At 30.8% G+C, this 19,462-nt stretch carries 4 protein-coding genes; 1 reads left to right on the forward strand and 3 read right to left on the reverse strand.

All coding sequences use genetic code 4. The features are described 5' to 3' along the window. Positions 1-538: 538 nt before the first annotated feature. On the forward strand, positions 539-1,045 hold the full coding sequence (locus ABWU82_RS00845; protein WP_353289622.1) for a hypothetical protein: 507 nt from the start codon (positions 539-541) through the stop codon (positions 1,043-1,045). A gap of 229 nt (positions 1,046-1,274) precedes the next feature. Here ABWU82_RS00845 and ABWU82_RS00850 read toward each other — a convergent pair whose 3' ends face one another. The 3 genes from ABWU82_RS00850 to ABWU82_RS00860 all read right to left on the reverse strand — a co-directional run bounded on the left by ABWU82_RS00850 (position 1,275) and on the right by ABWU82_RS00860 (position 19,458). Beyond that, on the reverse strand, positions 1,275-3,698 hold the full coding sequence (locus ABWU82_RS00850; protein WP_353289623.1) for a DEAD/DEAH box helicase: 2,424 nt from the start codon (positions 3,696-3,698) through the stop codon (positions 1,275-1,277). A 1-nt stretch (position 3,699) separates the two neighbouring features. Beyond that, positions 3,700-5,241 carry a site-specific DNA-methyltransferase gene (locus ABWU82_RS00855; RefSeq protein WP_353289624.1) on the reverse strand — a complete coding sequence of 514 codons (1,542 nt, stop codon included), beginning with the start codon at positions 5,239-5,241 and terminating at the stop codon, positions 3,700-3,702. A gap of 318 nt (positions 5,242-5,559) precedes the next feature. Beyond that, positions 5,560-19,458, reverse strand: a complete 13,899-nt coding sequence (locus ABWU82_RS00860) for a hypothetical protein (protein WP_353289625.1) — start codon at positions 19,456-19,458, stop codon at positions 5,560-5,562. Between the last annotated feature and the right edge of the window lie 4 nt (positions 19,459-19,462).

Consider the following 19,462-nt stretch of genomic DNA (forward strand, 5'->3'; position numbering starts at 1 on the left):
GCATATAATTAAGCATTTAAACACCAATTCTTAAGTTTTGGAGACGTCAAATTTATTGCAAAAAACGATCTTTTTTTAAAATATAAATTAATTATTTTTGTTAAAAAATTATTACATTAAAGTTAGTTTAACTGTACTCCCCAAGATGTCATCTAACATAATTGAACACTCAAAATAACTTTATAATCAGCATACAAACAAAATAAAAGTTGAATCTAAAAAATGGATTCAACTGTAGCGCTGAAAAAGATTAAAAGTACTTTAATTGATATAAAGCTAAAAAATTACTCAAGTTATCTTTTACCTTAGAGTTTTGTGATTGAAACCCTAATAGAGATGACACATCTTTAGCAGTAGTCATTTTTAAATGAGGTCTGATAAAATCGATAAATTAATTGTGTATTCTTCTTGTTTTTTATGCGGTATAAGTTGAATAATTAAATTTTGTATCGTGAAAATAGTTATATTCTGTTCAATTTCTCAAAGATTATTGAAAAAACGAAGAAAAATAAGTGAGCGCGAAAGAGAAGGTTATTTTATGAAAGAAAAATATTATTTGCCCAATGGTAAAAAATGTACATACAAAGAAGCAAAATCATCTAATCTAATAAATATTGAACTAAATATTGATTATAATCATCCTCCTTTATCATTATGTAAAGGAAAATTAATTAATAAACGTGAACATATTTATGAAAGAGGAAATCAAATAGACGTTGGAGTGGATTACATCAACAATGATCAATTATTAAACGAATGAAATAACGAAATCAGCGATTTATTTGATTCCGTTTATATTTTTCCTTCTCAAAATGAATTAGTGTTTGAAGACGGACAATCAATTCATATTGATAATGATGGTTTAAAGAAAATACAACCCAAATTATTAAGCTTAATCAAATTAATTGTTAATCGTTTAAACGAAATAAATCGTGGTGACTATTATGTTTGTGATGATTCTACTTGATACATTGAAGAATTGTTAGAAGACGAAGATGATGATGACGAATGATGAAAAGAGTTAACTCCAAAGGATTTGGAATAATGACTCATCATAAAAATAGTGTTCTATTAATTTAGTGCAATAAAAAAAATTATCACAGAAATGTGATAATTTTAATCGCCTTTAATCTAGTCATTTAACTAATTAAGACCAGAGAGACCGTTATAAATAACACCCTCTCCACTACAATTACATTGTATAAAAAATAAAAAATAATGAGTAGGTTTTTAAACTAATATTATGTTTAAAAACCTTTTTTTCTTTACCAGAATTACTTTAGAATAAACATTTTAAAAATGTTACTCTTACTTACATTTTCGCCTGAACTAAAAATTTCACCATCATGATAAATTGTTCAAGTAAATTTAGGATCATCTTTAAAGGTGTTATCCACTCACGCAATACCGAAATAATAGTGCGTATGTTCTAACACACTGTTCACATTTTGCGTTCATGGTTTCCATGAATCTTCTTGTAAGGCTGTTTTATATTTCAAGGAAATATTTTGATAACCCACATCTAAATCATGAGTTTTATTAGAATCATAGTCATTTTTTAACGACTTGACTTCAATAAAGAAAGTTTTGTCATCAATATCTACAATAAAATCAGGATAAGAGTGTGCTTTAGTAGCGATGCCGCTCACATGTTTAAAATATTCGAACTTAACTAACGAACTATCATCATAGTTTTTAGTGACACTAAATTTTGGTAACGGACGATATGGACCGAAAAAGATTTTTGCGTTATCACTATTAAACATTTTTAAGACAGAGTTTGCAAAGCAAATTTCAGGATTAGAATCAAAGAAATATTTTGCTTTATAGTTAGTTTTGCTTACTAACGTGTCTCATCCTTTCGGTTTATATTTGTAAGTCTTTTTATCGATGTCTTTGGGGTCTAATAATAATTCGCGTATAGGTTCATTGCCTTCAAAGACTAAATGATCATTGTGAAATTGGTTCACTTCTTTGGCTAACATCACGGTTTCAAATAAGTACTGTGTTTCTTCTGTCACTTTCTCATCATAACTTTTTTCTAAACTTTGTCTTAATTGATTAGCACTATCTAAATTGCTAATCAAATATAGTTGTAAAACATATAAATTTAAGTGATATTTTTGACAGAATAATTTCATCTGGTTCTTTAAATTGTCTTTATAAAAATTAGTTTTATTTTGTAAATATTGTTGGAACCTTCTTTGTACATCAAACAAATTGATTACTTCTTTATAAACGGTCTTAGTACTATTATTGGTTTCAATTTCGTTAACAGCAATTTTATAACCCTTCTCAGTTTTAAAGTGAGCGCAGTATTCTAAAAAGCTCTCTTTAAATAACAATAACTGGTTTTGAATTTGCTTAGCAAATTCTAAATTAATTTGGGTTTGACTGTTATAGTTATCAATAAATTCTGTTTTGTAACGTAAGACGTTATATTGGGCATTTTGAAAATCTGGAAATAATTTTAATGGCTCTCTAATTTTGGTTTTTCCGTTACCACGGTAGTTACTGTAAACATAATAATTATTAGTGATGTCATTCTCACCATGAAACTTTAAATCAGGGTTAGGATTTCTTCTAATCCGACCAATGGTTTGGATGTTTAAGTTTTCACTGTAAATTTCTCTTAACTGTACCAGCATACAAGATCGAGGAATATCATAACCTGTCGCTACTGACACTTTAAACATAATGACATCAATTATGGAGTCATTATTGACAATTAAATCTTTATTACTGCCATATAAACCATCGCTATCTTTTAATAACTTGTCGAGATTAGTATCTAATCCTGTTTCTGAAGAATACCAAACATAGTTCAAGTTATGCGCTTTAATTTTTTGTAAAACTAACGCAATGGTGTCTTCGTAGTCAATATTATTAGTTTGTTTATTACCAACTTGAATCAATAAAGCAGGACGAATTGTTTGGGGATATTTTTGTTTAATTGTTTCAAATTGCTGTAAAGCAATTTCTAACAATTGTTCTGAAGTTAAACCTTCTTCATCAACTTCATTTAAGCCTTGACCTTTAATTAATCTAGCTTTAATTAGTCCATCAGCTTCGGCAGCTTGTGGGCTAATTTGCACATCGATCACTTTCTTATTTGATAAAGTAGCTGATACCAATAATTGTTTCGTGAAATAATTATGCAAGTTTAATAAATTTTGTGAACCAGTTTTATCGTTACGTGAAATCGTTCCGCCAATATGAGCTTCATCCCGAATGAAAATAATCCGGTAACCTTGGTTTTTTGCATCTTTTAAAAATTGTTCCAAAAACCCATTGTTATACAAAATCGAACTGCTAGTATAACTTTGGGTGCCGATAAAGTAAATACAGTTTTCCATTAAAGGGATATCGTACATGAAATCATTATTTTTAGACTTCTTATCATTACTTGGTGATTCAATTAAATGAGTTTCATAGTTATAACCATTGACATACTTATACTTTTGAGCTTTTTCATAATTTTGTTTATAGATTTCACCAGTAGAAATTGATGAAAATAAAATTAAGGTTTTATGATTAAAATCTTTTAATAATCTTTCGCATAAATCACACAAGATTAAAGTTTTACCAGCGCCTGTTGGTGCTTGGAAGGTATATTCTTGTTCATTACTATAATAACTAATCTTGTCAAACAAGGCGTCGCACGCTTCTTGTTGACAAGGTTTTAAAATATAACTCATCTTACTTCACTCCTAAATGATTTAATAAAGGGTAAAGTAAGTTAACTTTGTTATTATCATTAATCGCTAAATTAGGATTAATATCTTTATAAACATTAATATCAACCAGTTCTTCTAAAGTTTTACTTTGATGAACACCAATGTTAACATCTTTAACGCGATAAACATCTAAAGAATTATGGAATGGTTCGTTCTTTTTCAATCATTCAAAATCATTTGAACGATCAGTTCCTTCGCCATTATTAATTCTGTAAAGTCTTTCATAAGTAACGTCAATCGCGATATTATTTTCATTATATTTGCCATCAAATTCACGAGTGCACAAGATAAATTCTCTTGAACCACCATCTTCTTTATTCAATTCTAGAACCGCTTGTCCTGTGGTTCCTGAACCAGCAAAGAAATCCAAAATTTTTATACATTTATTAGTATTCAAATTTATTAATGTTTTTATTAAGTCAATTGGTTTTGGATTTTTAAACTTACCTTCCATGTTTAAAACATCTAAATCTCTTTTACCATTGGGATTGGAAAATTCATTTTGCAAGAAATGCAAATTAGAGTACGGTTTAAATCTAGATTCAAATAATATAGTATATTTTTCGTCAGAATTTTTATCTTGAATGATTTTTGCGTTCAAATATTTTTTAGGTCATAATCTATCGTTTTTTGAAATTAAAAAATCATTTTTTATGGCGAAATTTACTAATTCTTCACTTCAAGTTCAACGTCATTCATTATCAGAAGAGATATCGTTATTTTGTCTTTTTATAAAATTATCATATCCACCAGGATAGTAAATCTTACCTTTGAATGTAATGGGAAAGTCTAAACTTTTAACATATCCAAGAGAGTTAGAATCTAAAGTTTGTTTATTGTGAAAGTATCCTCTTTTATTAAAGTGTTCATCTTTATATTTGAACGCTTCATCTTCAACAACTATTTTATTAAACGAACAACAATTAATGTTTTTTGCAAAACAAATTATTAAATCGTAATTATTTGAGCATAAATTAGTTTGTGTTTTCCCACCCTTAACAGTAACTCTAGGAAAAGAAGTTACAAAATTTTCTTCGCCAAAAATTTCATCCATCAAGACTTTAAAATACGCTTGCATATTATCATCTAATGAAATAAAGATTACTCCATCTTCACTCAATAATTTATGAGCTAAGACTAATCTTTCTTTCATCATATTTAATCAAGCATTTTTTGAAAATTTATCCACATAACCTAAGTTATCTCCACCAGTGTTATATGGTGGATCGATATAAATGACGTCAATTTGACCACGGTGCGTAATTAATAAATTATTTAAGGCGTCATAATTATCGCCAATAATTAATTTGTGGCGTGGTGAGTCTGCTTTCCCACTAAAAGATAATTGTTCATCTTTGGTTAAGACACTAATAGTATCTTCACTTCTCACAATTGGAGCTTCATCAAAGACAAAACCCAATTTAATACGGTGCGCTAATAACGCTACCACTTTATCGATTTCATTGACCGATTCACAGCGGTCAATAATATTATTGATGACCAATAATTGGTCATCATTTTTTTGTTCAGATCGAGCACTATTTTTTAAGAGTTCTTTTTGTTTAGCTTTGTATTGTTTTAACTCTCTCTCTCTCTCTCTGCAATTTCACTGGTTGCATCTTGATCAGTGATGTACTTAATCACTACATCTTGGTTCATATTTCTACACTCCTCTTTTAAAATAGTTTTCAAGTCTCTAATATTTTAACAAGGTTTTAATCAGTTCATACATAGAGCCATAATTTCTTAGACAATTTATAACCATAAGGCACAAAAAAATCATCCCCAAAAGGATGATTTTTATTATCTCTTATTTATTAAATTAAGCTTTTAAAGCCAACTTAATTGAAATAGTGTTTTGCATTTGTCAAGTTTGACCGCCGTCATAAGTGACTGGGACGCTCATTGGGAATTTCACTTGAACTGTGTAACCACCAGGAATATTAATCTTAGTGACTGGAATATTTCCTAATGCACCTAATTTTAATACGATTGGTAATTCATTTGTTCTATTGTATTGCACCACGATTTCAGGTTTATAGTAATCGCTGGCGTTTCTGATTCATGGTGTTTGTGATTCATTAATAATTAGTGGCAACAATTGATTATCTAACGTTACATTATCAGCAGGAATGTATTGACCTTCGATTGAAGTTTGTCTGCTTAGACCGTTTAAGATATTAATAATTTGTTTACCAGTAGATGTATTTGAATCAATCTTGTTAGCGTACACTTTGTAGTTAATGTTTTCTACATCTTTGTAGTAGTTGTAGATTGGAGTTTCATAACCAGGTGTATTAATTCTGTTAACTCATCCCGCTACAAAGTTATAAGTATTCTTACAGAACATGTTTACGATTGTTGGTGGAATACTGTAAATATTTGTGATTAAAGCTGGAAGAATAACGATTTTAGATTCAAAATGCGATCATCCTGATAGTCCATTTTTGTAGTCATTTAATCAATTTCCTAAGTTATTTGCAATTGGTTGAACGAATGCCATAGCTGTTGGAATCATATTGAAGTGCAATTGCATATTCGAGTTAACTCATCATGACATTCTATCAAATTTCACGATTGGATTAACCGTCATGTTTTGACCTAATAATGAAGTTGAGATAGATTCACCAGCAACCAATTCTGCTTTAGTGTTTTGTAAAATTTGTCCTAGAGTTAAGTTTCATAATAAATCTCTGTTTCAACCATCACCAGGGTGGATTGGTAAAGCATCTAAAACTTGTTTAATAGCACCACTAGATGGGTCAACCCCTTTTTGTCTTAATAATGCATCAATAAACGCTTCAGAACCAAAGTTATTTCCTTGTAAACCAAGTTTTAACACTTTATTTAGAATCACCATAATTTGACCAACGGTGTCATTTTTAATTGTGTTGTAAATTGGTTGAATGTTAATTGTTACATTCTTAGTGAACTCAAAGTTCATTACATTACTATAAGTTAATTTATGAGTTTGTTGGTCGTATGATTGAACAGTCACTGTCGGTGTAAATTTCACACAATTCTTTAACACATAAGGAATTGTTACAACTTTTCCGTCAACTACTGGACTGGATAAAGCTTGGAAAATTAACGGAATATTGTTTAAGTGTAATTCGAAGAATGCGTCAAACGCTAAATCAATGTAAGGCAATGTGTAAGTATTGAAGGCTTGTTCTACTTGTGGTGAAATTAAACCTAAGAAACTTGGAATATCTTTTTCAATGAAGTTTTTTACGATGTCTAATTCATCTTTATTGTCGATGATATCAAATAATCTACCATCACCAACATTGCTTACGCCTTGCAGTTTTTCAATGCTCTTAATCATGTTATCAACGCTAACTAAGAATTTGTAAGCTGGGTTATTGCTTTCTGTAGATTTTGTTGAAGATAAGATCAACTCTAAAGCTCATTGCAAATCAGTGCCAAAGATGTCTACTAATGACTTAGTTTTAATGTCGTTCATTAATCTGGCTTCAGCCACTTTTAATCCTGGAGTTTTAGCAAATTGTTGTAAGATTTCCATGAACTCTTGACCTAGGTTAGCTTTATCTAATTCAGCTTGTGGCTTCATTGCTAAAGTATACATTGCAGCAGCAGTTAAACCTTGCATATGTTGTTGAACTGTATTGAACTTATCACCAAGTAATGATTTAATTTTGTTCATGAATTCTTTATTTAATTCTGGGTTATCCGTTACGATAACTTTAAATCTATTAAAGATACTCATTAATTCTGGTTTATTTTGGTTAAATCACGTTAACACTGGTGTATTGCCGAAAATGCTACCAGCTAAGTTACCGTATTCTTGATTTTGTGTTAATTGGCCTACAACAGTAGCTACTGGGAATTGTAATGAATGTAAGAATTCTGTAATTGTTGGGTTCTTACCAATTTCTGAGAAGATACTTTGCACACTTTCAGACATTAAGATAACAAAGTTTCAAATCTTATCGTCTTGTTTCAACATTTGACTTTGAATTGTTTCTTTAGTTAAACCACTTAAGTATTTATCAAAGTTTGGTTTGTTGTTGAAGAAAGTCGCAGTACCATCGTTTAACACACCAGGTAAAGTCACTTTAATTGTCTTGATATCGGTTGTAAATGGGTTGACATCTTGTGCTTTAGTTGTAGCGTTATTTACCCCACTTTGAGCAATTGTTTGTGCATATCTATTTACAGTACCAGTAATGTGAGTAATATTAGCACTAGTTAAGTTGTAACTTAACATTGGCGTACCCACTTTGACGTTATTAGAACCACGGATTGTTTGACTATTATCGTAAGTAATCGTTGGGTTTAAAGCACTGTGATCGAAACTGTAACAAATACCAACTACCCCACCATGGCAAACGCTTAAAGCGGTTGGATTGTTTAATAAAACGCTATTAGCTGGTACTTCTAATGGAGTATTAGTTTCGTTGTAGTATTCAAAACCAATCTTACCGTTCACTTCTAATAAACCATCACTGTTTGTTGTAACAGTTAAAGTATTTACTACATAGAAGTTATCAGCATTTAATGAACTCATACTTAAGTGTTCAGCTGTTAATCATTCTTGTAATTTTTCGTTGAAGTTATAAGTAATTTCGTTAGCAATTGCTTGATCTGCGTGTGGAATTTTGGCTAACGCTTGTAACACTTCTTTAATCACTGGTGATTGGTCGACTGAATCAGCGGTAATAACTGCGTTAGTACCCTTTAGACCTAATTGGTTTAAATTGAACTGTGTTAAGTTCTTGTTTGTCATAATCACAGTCGGTGAAGAAGCACTATTTAAATTTTTATAAACATTTGGATTACCTTGTAAATCTGAACTAATTCAGAAGTTACTCATCGCAATTGTTTTTGAAGCTACGTTAGTTAAATCTACTTGTGATTTATTTTCGTATAAGTAACCAGGGTTTAAAGTAAAGGTTACATCAAACGCTTTAGCTTTTCCAATGACTGGAGTTAAAGCAGTCACTTTTAATGAACTTGCATCAATTTCTTGAGCAGTAATACCTCCATCGTGTTCTAAAGCGTTTAGAACAGTTTGAGTATTTACATCACTAGATGCTAATTTTTGAATAGCTGCTCTAAAGGCATCGTTGTTAAAGGCAATAGTGATTGTCTTAATTGTTTGAGAAGCAACATGTTTTAAACTCATACTAATTGTTTCATCACTGAAGATAAAACCTTTATTTAATGAGAAACTAATTGCAAACGTAATTGGTTTATTTAATATTGCTGGATCTTGTGTAAATTTAATTGAAGCAGCGTTAATTTCATTAGCTTTTAAACCAGCAGCAATTAAAGCCGCTTGAATTGTTTGAGCATTTACTTTATTGGCTGCTAACGCTTTAATTTGGTTATCAAATGTTGTTTGATCAAATTTCACTACTGTGGCATCAATTGTTGCCGTTTTAACCTTATTTAAAGTAATTACATTCTTTAAGTTAAATTGGTTGCCTTTTGTTAAATTAATAACAATATTAACTGTATCTTTTTCACCTAATACTTGTGGATTCTTAGTAATTGTAAAGTTACCTAATTCAGAACTTGTAATACCGTTAGCAAGTAATAATTCTTGAACTTTATCATGCGTAATGTCTTTAGTTGGTAAAGCGTTAATTGCGTGAATAAAGTTTTGTTCTTGGAATTTAATACCCACAGTGTAGTAAGTAGCGGTTTTTAAATTATCTAAATTTAAGGTGTCACTGTTATTTGTTTTAAATAAGTAGCCGTGTTTTAAAGTAATGGTTACGTTAATTGTTTCGGCTTGACCAACCACGTTTTTATTACTATCAACTGTGACATTAGCAATTTCAGTATCTGTTAAACCGTATTGTTCTAATAAAGTTTTCACAGCTGCATTAGTATTAACTGCTTGAATTTGTGCGTTATTTACTGCTGTTGTAAATCCACTTTGTTGGAAGTCTACTGTAGTAGTTTTAGTTGTAGTAGTTTTAATATCGTTAATCACAATCGGGTTGTTACTATTGTTGTATAAATAACCTTTATTTAAAGTAATTGTGACGTTAACTGCTTCTAAACTACCAATTGCAATGTTGTTGGTTGGCGTGATTGTTACATTAGCAATTGCTGCAGCTAATAATTTGTTTTGGCTCAATAATTGTTTTACAGTTTCCACATTTTGAGCATCTGTAAATGATTCTTTGTTCATCGCTGCAATAAAGGCTTGCTTATCTAAAGTTACCTGAGCGGTTTTCATTGTAGCAGACGCAACATTTTGTAAATTAATTACATCGTTAGTCTTGTATAGGTAACCATTGTTTAATGTTACTTTGATATTAAAACTATCTTGTTCACCAACTTTAACAGTATTTGGGGTAATTGCAATATTATTCACTGTAATTTCGTTAGAAGTTAAACCAGCATTAATTAAAGCTTTTTCTACAGTGTGTTCATTTACATCTGAATCAGATAATTCTTCAACAACCGTTCTAAACTTGCTTTCATCAAACTTCACTTCTTGTGTGTAAGTTGTAGCAGTTGATACATCATTCATTGCTAATGTACCAGTTTGGTTGTCAAAAATATAGCCTTTAGCTAACTCAACAGTAATGTTGACCTTTTCTTTTTGGCCTACTACATGAGTTGGTTGTGAAACTACTGCTGAAGTAATTTCATTTTGTTTTAAACCGTTAGCAATTAATAATTGAGTGATTTCAGATTGAGTAGCTGCTGCACTTTGTAAACCGTTGACAGCGGCAATGAAGTTAGCTTGGTTAAATGATACTTCGATGTTGTAAACAGATTTAGTAGCAAGGTTAGTTAAGTTTAATTCACCTTGATTGTTTGAAGCAAATTTATAACCCTTGTTTAAATTAATCGCTACATTAATTGATTCCGGATCTCCTAATGTTTTAGGATTTAAAGTTACATTAACCGTATTAATTGCATCTTTATTGATGCCATATTTAGTTAATAATGCTTTTACTAAATCACTGGTATTAACTGCTGAAATTGGTAAGGCTTGAACAGCAGCATCAAATTGACTTTGTTCAAAGTTGACAGTGGCAGTTTTTTCAGTGGTTGTACTAATATTGTTAATTACGATTGGGTTATTGCTATTGTTGTATAAGTAACCTGGATTTAAGTTAACTGTTACATTGACTTCTTCTAATTGACCGACAGCAACATTTGGTGTTTCAGTTACTGAAACATTAGCAATTGCATCAGCAGATAAATGGGCTGCTTCTAATAATTGTTTTACCATGGTTGTATTTTGCACATCAGTAAAACTCTTTTGGTTCATTGCTTTTGTGAATGCAGCTGTATCTAATGTAACATTAGCAGTTTTAATATTCTTAGCTAAGATATCACTTAAATTAATGACACCATTTCCATCAAATAGGTAACCTGTTTTTAAAGTTACTGTAATGTTAAAGTTGTATGTTTGACCCACTTTAACTGAATTTGGTGTAATAGTAATACCGTTAGTTGCAATTTCATCATTATTTAAACCAGCACTAATTAAAGCGTTTGTAACGTTAGATACTGTTACTTGATTGTTATCTAATTTAGCAATCGCAGTTTTAAATTGTTTTTTATTAAAGTCTACAGTTTCAGTGTATGTTGTTGCGGTCGCTACATCACTCATCACTAATTGACTAGTTTTATTACCGAAAATATAACCTTTTTTCAAGTTTACAGTAATTGTAACTGTTTCTTTTTGACCGACTACTTCAGTTGGTTGTGAAACTGTTACTGAAGATAAATCATCTGCTGTTAAACCATTAGCAATTAATAATTTATTAAGTTCAGATTCGTTTACTGCTGCACTTTGTAAACCGTTTACTGCTGTTTCAAATTGGTTTTGGTTGAATTGAACTTCTTTTTCGTAAACTGTTTGAGTGCTAATGTTATCCATAACTAATGAATTTTGAGTTTGACTTGCATCAAAGTAATAGCCCTTAGCTAAAGTAACTGTTACATTAATTGATTCTTTTTCACCTAATGTTTGGTTAACGTTTAATTCTACATTAGCAATTTCTGAGTCAGTTAAACCATATTTAGTTAATAAAGCTTGAACTAATTTTTTAGTATTAACAGATGAAATTTTTGAACCATTTACTGCTTGTTTAAATCCAGACTCGTTAAATTCAACTGTCGTCTTTGCTTCAGTTGCTGTTGCAACTCCAGTTAATGTCATTGTGTTTTGGTTATTGGCAAATACATAACCTTGTTTTAAGGTAATTGTAATATTCACAGCTTCTTGGTTACCGATTTTAGTGTTAGCAACTGGTGTAACTGTTACATTAGCAATTTCTGTTGCACTTAAACCACTTACAGTAGTTAATAAGTTTTGAACTGTAGTATTGTTTAAAGTATCAATTTGCTTTGTTTGAACAGCATTTTCGAAGGCTGTTTCATTAAATTGAACTGGAACTTTATATTCAGTATTAGAAATTACATTAGTTAATCTAATTGATTTTTCTTGACCGTATAAGTAACCGTTGGTTAATTGAATACTGATGTTGAATGAAATTAATTGACCAACAGCAACTGTATTTTGCGTAATAGTTAAACTATCAATATTTAATTGATCAGCTTTTAAACCACTAGCTTCTAAAGCGTTGATTACAGCTGTTTTCGCGTTAATTGCAGTCGCTGTTTGAGTTTGTAAAGCTTGTCTAAATTTAGCTTCGTCAAATGTAACGGTTTCTGTATAAACTGTGTTAGTAGCCACATTAGGCATAGTAATTACATTGCTACCGTTAAATGTATAACCCTTAGCTAAAGTTACTGTAATTGTAACGGTTTCGTTTTGACCAACTTTTTTTGTTAATGCGCTTAATTGAACGTTAGCAATTTGATTTGCTGTTAAATTACATTCTTTTAATAACTCATCTACTTTTTGTTTAGTTACAGCTTGTGCATCTAATGCATTAATATCGTTAATGAAGTTTTGTTCAGCAAACTTCACTGGTTGTAAGTTAGTTGTAGCAGTTTTAATATCTGATAGAGTTAACGTATTTTTATTGTTTTGGCTAAATAAGTAACCTGATTTTAAATTAATAACAACGGTAATAGAATCTTTTTCACCTAAAGGTGTTTGAGTTGATACTTGTACATCTTTAATTACATTAGATGATAAACCGTATTTGTTTAACAATTTTGTAACTGCTGCTTTATTGCTTACATCTTTGAAAGCAGATTTATTGACGTCAGCTTCAAATTGAGCGTTGTTAAAACTTGAAATAGTATCAGTTTTCATTGTTGCTGTAGCAACGTTAGTTAAACTAATCACTCCGTCAGTACCGCTTGTGTAATATCCTGGGTTTAATTGAGCGGTGACGTTAATTGTTTCTAACTGACCAGGAGCAATACTGTTTACATTTTTGACTAATGTAACATTAGCTGGATTAATTGCAGCAGCTGGTACGCCATTAGCTTCTAATAATTTAATAATAGAATCCTTAGTAATATCTGGCATTTTTTCACTAGCTACTGAACCAGTAAATCCAGCTTGGTTAAAGTTTACTGTAGCTGTTTGAATTGAAGCAATAGCAGCATTCTTAATTACAATTTGGTTAGTTTTACCATATGTATAACCATTGTTTAAAGTTACTGTAATGTTGTATTCTAAGTGAGAACCCACTGCAACTTGTACAGAGCTGAAACTAATATTAGCAATTTCATCAGCAGTTAAGCCAGCAGCTACTAAAGCAGCTTGAATGTTAGTGTTATTTACATTCTTTGCTAAAGTCTTAGCAAAAGCCGTTTTAAAGTCTGATTCTTGGAATTTAACTGGTTGTGTGTAAGTGGTATCAGTTTCTACACCGTTCATTACAATCGTATTTTTGTTATTAACTAAAATACCTTTCTTTAGTTCCACGGTAATGTTTAGTGTATCTAATTGACCGATCTTATGAGTGATTGGAGTTAATTCCACATTTTTTACATCAGTAGTTGGTAAACCATTAGCTGCTAATAATTTTTCAATTTCAGGCACTTGTTCAGCTTGATCACTACTAATTTGACCAATAGCATTAATAAAGTCTTGTTGTCTAAATTGAACAGTTTCTGTATTAACTGTTTTAGTATCTAAGGCTTTAGTTGTCAAAATGTCTTTGTGGTTAGTTGCAAATGTATAACCATTATTCAATGTAATTTCTACAACAATTTGATCTTTATCACCTAAAGCTACAGTTGGTAAAGATACTTTTACTGATTTAACTGCACCTGTTGGTAAACCGTAATTATTAGCTAATAAAGTTTTCACTAGAGAGTTAGTGTTTACTTGACTAATATTTAAAGTACTAATTTTTTGAGTAAAGGCAGTTGCATCAAAGTGAACTGTTTCTTGTTTCATCGTTGCTGTTGTAGCAGTTAAAGTCATTGTTGTTTGCTTATTTGCAAATTCGTAACCTGATTTTAAGTTAATTGTGAAGGTTACAGTTTCTAATGATCCAACTTTAACATCGGTATTCTTTTGGAGTGCTGAAATACTTTCTACAGCATCAGTTAAACCGTTAGCTTCCACTAATGTTTGCAAACTATTAGTGTTAATGCTATCAATTTGGTCAGCAGCAATTGCTTGTATTACATTTTGTTGGTCTAATGTAACGTTAACAATTTTAGTTGTTTTTGACGGTACATTATTTGCAGTAATTGAAGTTTGTTCACCTAATTCGTAACCAGTAGCTAATGTAATCACAAAATTAAAGGTAATAGCAGAACCAGGGTTTACTGTATTTTCTACAATTTTAATACCAGTACCGTTTGTAGTATTAATTTGACTTGCAGCTAAACCAGCAGCTTCTAAAGCTTGTAAAACATTCTTTTGGTTGACATCTTGTGCTGATAATTGACCAATTTTTTCCGTAAATGTTTTTTTATCAAATTTAACTTGTTGAGTATAAACTGTAGCAGTTTCGACATCATTCATTACAATTTGATTTTCACCGTTGTATAAGTTACCTTTAGTTAATTGAACTGTAATATTAAACGCAATTGGTTGACCTAAAACTTTAGCAACAGGAGCGATTGTGACATTTTCAATTTCTTTAACTTTTAGACCATTATTTTCTAATCAAGTTTGTACATTACCTTTGGTTACTGTTGTATCTCGTTGACCATTTACATAGTTTAAGAAGTTTTGTTCATTAAATTGAACACCGTTAGTATCTTTAGTTGCAGTTTGCAAGTTAGATAAAGTTAATGTATTAGTATCATTACTTGTAAATTCGTAACCATGTTTTAACACTACGGTAACGTCAATTGTATCAAATTGACCTAAAGTAGTATGTGTACTAATTTTAACTGAAGCAATTTGATCTGCTTGTAAGCCAAAATGATTTTCTAATAATGCTTGAACTTTTTTATCAGTATTAACGTCAACAAATTTTGAAGATTTAATTGTATTTGTGAAGCTAGTTTGATCAAAGCTAATTTTTTGAATTTTAACTGTTTTAGTTGGTAAAGCAGAAAGCACCATTTGGTTTTCATTATTAGCTGTTACGTAACCCTTCTTTAAGTTAATAGTTACAGTAATAGTTTCTTGTGTGCCTACTGCTACATCAGTATTTTTAGTAAATGTTACATCTTGGATTGCACCATTTAAACCATCTTTATTTAATAAATCAGTTAATGATTGTTCAGTAATGTTGTCAATTTCAGTTTGAGCGATAGTTGCATTAAATTCAGTATTGTTTAACGCAACTGTTTGTTCTTGAACACTTGCAGTAGCAACGTCGTTTACAGTAATGTTTGAGTTTTTATTAAAAACATAACCAGTAGCTAAACCGATTGTAAAGTTAGCAGTAATGTTGTCTCCTACGTTAACTTTATTCGTTGTAAATTTAATAGCTTGAGTGTTAATTTGATCAGCTTTTAAGCCAGCAGCTTCTAATGCTTTTACAATGGCTTGTGTATTAATTGCACTAACGTCTAATTTAGCAATAGCAGTTTTAAATTGAGTTTCATCAAATGAAACTGCTTCTTGATAAATAGTGCTTGTTTGAACACCAGTCATTGAGATAGTAGATTGGTTGTTGTATAAGTAACCAGCTTGTAAATGAACTGTAATATTTACTGTTTCATTTTGACCTAAGACTTTAGTTGGTTGAGATACATCTACACTAGCAATTTCACCTGCTTTTAAACCATTTTGTTCTAATAAACCTTTGATTGTTGCGTCAGATGCTACTTTACTAGCATCTAAATTACCAACAGCATTTTCAAAGTTTTGTTCTTGGAAATTCACTGGTTGAGTACTTATAGTTGCAGTTGGTAAATCAGATAAAACTAATTGGCTAGAGGCTTGAGTTGTGTCAAATTCATAACCTGGTTTTAAATTAATCGTTACAGAAATTGTTTCAGGTTGACCTAATTTAGTTGTATTAGTTTGTAAAACAACATTTTCTAAAGCGTCTGAGCCAATACCGAACTTACTCAACAATGGTTCTAATAATTGTTTTGTATTTACATCATTAAATTGTGATTTTTTAATGAAGTTTTCAAAATCAATTTCTTTGAATGAAACCACTTGAGTTTTAACTGTTTTAGTTGGTAAAGCAGAAAGCACAATTTTACTTTCATTATTAGCTGTTACATAACCCTTCTTTAAGTTAATAGTTACAGTAATAGTTTCTTGTTGTCCTACAGGCACATCAGTGTTTTTAGTAAATGTTACATCTTGGATTGCACCGTTTAAACCGTCTTTATTTAATAAATCAGTTAATGATTGTTGAGTAATGTTACTAATTTCTGTTTGAGCGATACTTGTATCGAATGCAGCATTATCTAACGCAACTGTTTGTTGTTGAAGACTTGCAGTAGCAACGTCGTTTACAGTAATGTTTGAGTTTTTATTAAAAACATAACCAGTAGCTAAACCAATTGTGAAGTTAGCTGTAATGTTGTTACCTACTTTTACTTGGTTAGTTGTAAATTTAATAGCTTGAGTGTTAATTTGATCAGCTTTTAAGCCAGCAGCTTCTAATGCTTTTACAATGGCTTGTGTATTAATTGCACTAACGTCTAATTTAGCAATAGCAGTTTTAAATTGAGTTTTATCAAATGAAACTACTTCTTGATAAATAGTGCTTGTTTGAACACCAGTCATTGAGATAGTAGATTGGTTGTTGTATAAGTAACCAGCTTGTAAATGAACTGTAATATTAACAGTTTCGTTTTGACCTAAAACTTTAGTTGGTTGAGATACATCTACACTAGCAACTTCATCTTTTGTTAAACCGTTTTGTTCTAATAAACCTTTGATTGTTGCGTCAGATGCTACTTGACTAGCGTCTAAATTGCCAACAGCGTTTTCAAAGTTTTGTTCTTGGAAGTTGACTGATTGAGTGTTTAATGTGGCAGTCGGTAAGTTAGATAACGTTAATTGACCAGTCGGTTTTGTTGTATCAAATTCATAACCTGGTTTTAAATCGATAGTTACAGTAATTGTTTCGTGTTGACCTAATTTAACAGTATTAGTTGAAACATTGACTTTACTAATTTCGTTAGCTGTTAAACCATAGTTTTCTAATAAAGTTTGTACTTCCGCTTTAGTGTCTACTTTATTAAATTGACTTTGAGCTACTGCATGAACAAATTCAGTTTGCTTTCAAGTAACTGTTTGCGTTTGCATTGTGTCAGTAGAAATGTTATCAATTGTAATTGTGTCGCTTTGAGTTTTAGAACCTTGGTCATAATAGCCAGGGTTTAAAAGAATAGTAACATTAACCTTTTTCTTTGCACCTACAGGAATATTTTTTACAGGAGTAATTATTACGTTTTTAATTGCCTTTGGTGGTAAACCATTATTTTCTAATAAGGTTTTAATTGTGTCTTTGTTAGTAGCATCAGCAAAACGCATCTTATTTACAGCAGTATTGAATGAACCTTGAACTGCTACACCACTAGTAGCAATTTGGTTAGAAAGAACATCTGGAATTTCAACTTTATTAGAACCTTGGTATAAATAACCGTTATTTAAATCAAATGTAACCGTAAAACTAATTTTTTGACCAACAGTTTGTTTGTTTTCTAAAACTTTTAAAGTACCAACATTAATTTCTTGAGCCGTTAAATTACTACTCTTTTCTAAAGCAGATAATACAGCTTGGTTATTATTTGCTTGGATTTCTGCAGGCGAAAGTTTAGCAATAGCAGTTTTAAAGCTTGCTTCATCAATTTGGATAGGTTGAGAATAAACTGTAGCAGTTGCTACATTAGGCATAATGATTGTGTTAGAGTTGTTGTATAAATAACCAGCAGTTAACTTTACTGTAATGGTTACGGTTTCTGGTTTACCTAAAACTTTAGCATCAGGTGTAACGTTTACTGAAGCAATTTGACTCGCTAATAAACCACTTTGTTTTTGTTCTAATAAACCTTTAATAGTGTCATTTGTTACTTGACCAATTTGTAATTGAGCAACAATGTTTTCAAAGTTTTGTTTTTGGAAGTTGACTGGTTGAGTATCAATTGTTTGAGTCTTTAAGTCTGTCATGCTTAAAGTATCTGCACCGTTACTGTTAAATAAATACCCTTTATTTAAGGTAATAGTTACGTCAATTGCATCTTGTTGGCCTAAAACTTGGTGTGTTGTGACTTTGACATGTTTAATCTCTTCACTTGATAAACCGTAATTTTCTAATAAAGTTTGGACTTTACCATCTGTATTGACGGCATCAAAGTTAGATGAATTTACAGTCTTGATAAATGCGTCTTGTTGTAAAGTTACAGTTTGAGTTTTTAAAGTAGCTGTTGGTAAATTATTTAACTCTAAAACTTGAGACACTACTTGAGTGTTGGTGCCGTTATCATATTTAACTTTAACCCCAGGTTTTAAGTTAACTTTCACGCTAATTGTTTCAGGTGTATTTACAGTTACTTGAGTGTTGGTTGTGATTTGAACAGAACTAATTTGAGAGTTAGTAAAACCAGAGCTTAATAAGTATTTTCTAATAACTGATTCTTTTTGAGCGTTATTTAAATCTAATTGTTCGATGTCTGATTTGAATTCTCCGAAATCAAACGGAACATCTTTATTCAATTTTAGTTTAAAACTACCTAAGTCTTTTTGTGAAACATAGGTATTGTTTTTAGCTTGTAAAACGTAACCAGGGTTTAAACCTAAAGTGACATCAGCTGTATCTTGAGCATAATTAATATTTACTTTAGTAGTTTGATCATTAATAGCAGCTTCTGGCACCCCAGCGCCCATTAAGCAATTTAATACTTGGGTATGGTTTAATTGAGAAGAACTAAAACCTGCTAATTGTTGGCTTAATTCGTTGTTGTCAAAAGTTACTAATTTACTTACTAATAAATTAGAAATCTGTAAGTTGGTTTTGTAAGTACCCTTGAAGAAACTATCTTTAGTTAAAGTTAAATTGATATCAATTGTACTTGGTTCACTACCCGCTGTTGCACTAATGGCTTCAATAGCACCAGGGTGACTTTCACCATTACTTATTAAGAATTGTCCTACTAAATTTTGCAATTCTAATTTAGTACTTGCTAAAGTTCAGTATTGCACAGCGTTACCCATAGTAACACTATTAGTCAATGGGTGACTGTTTAAATAATCTTGTAAAGATTGTTGGTTGAAAGTTAGTTCTTGGGCTACAGTAGATTTAAATGGCGTTAGTTTATTTGTTTTATTGGCCGGATCAGAACAGCTAGTAGCAGCTACAGCAATAATGGGGATTAAAGTTGTTAAAGCTAATCCGCTAAAAACAATCTTTTTTGTATTTTTTTTCATTGTC

It is taken from the genome of Ureaplasma ceti, assembly GCF_040369755.1.
Lineage (GTDB): Bacteria > Bacillota_I > Bacilli_A > Mycoplasmatales > Mycoplasmoidaceae > Ureaplasma > Ureaplasma ceti.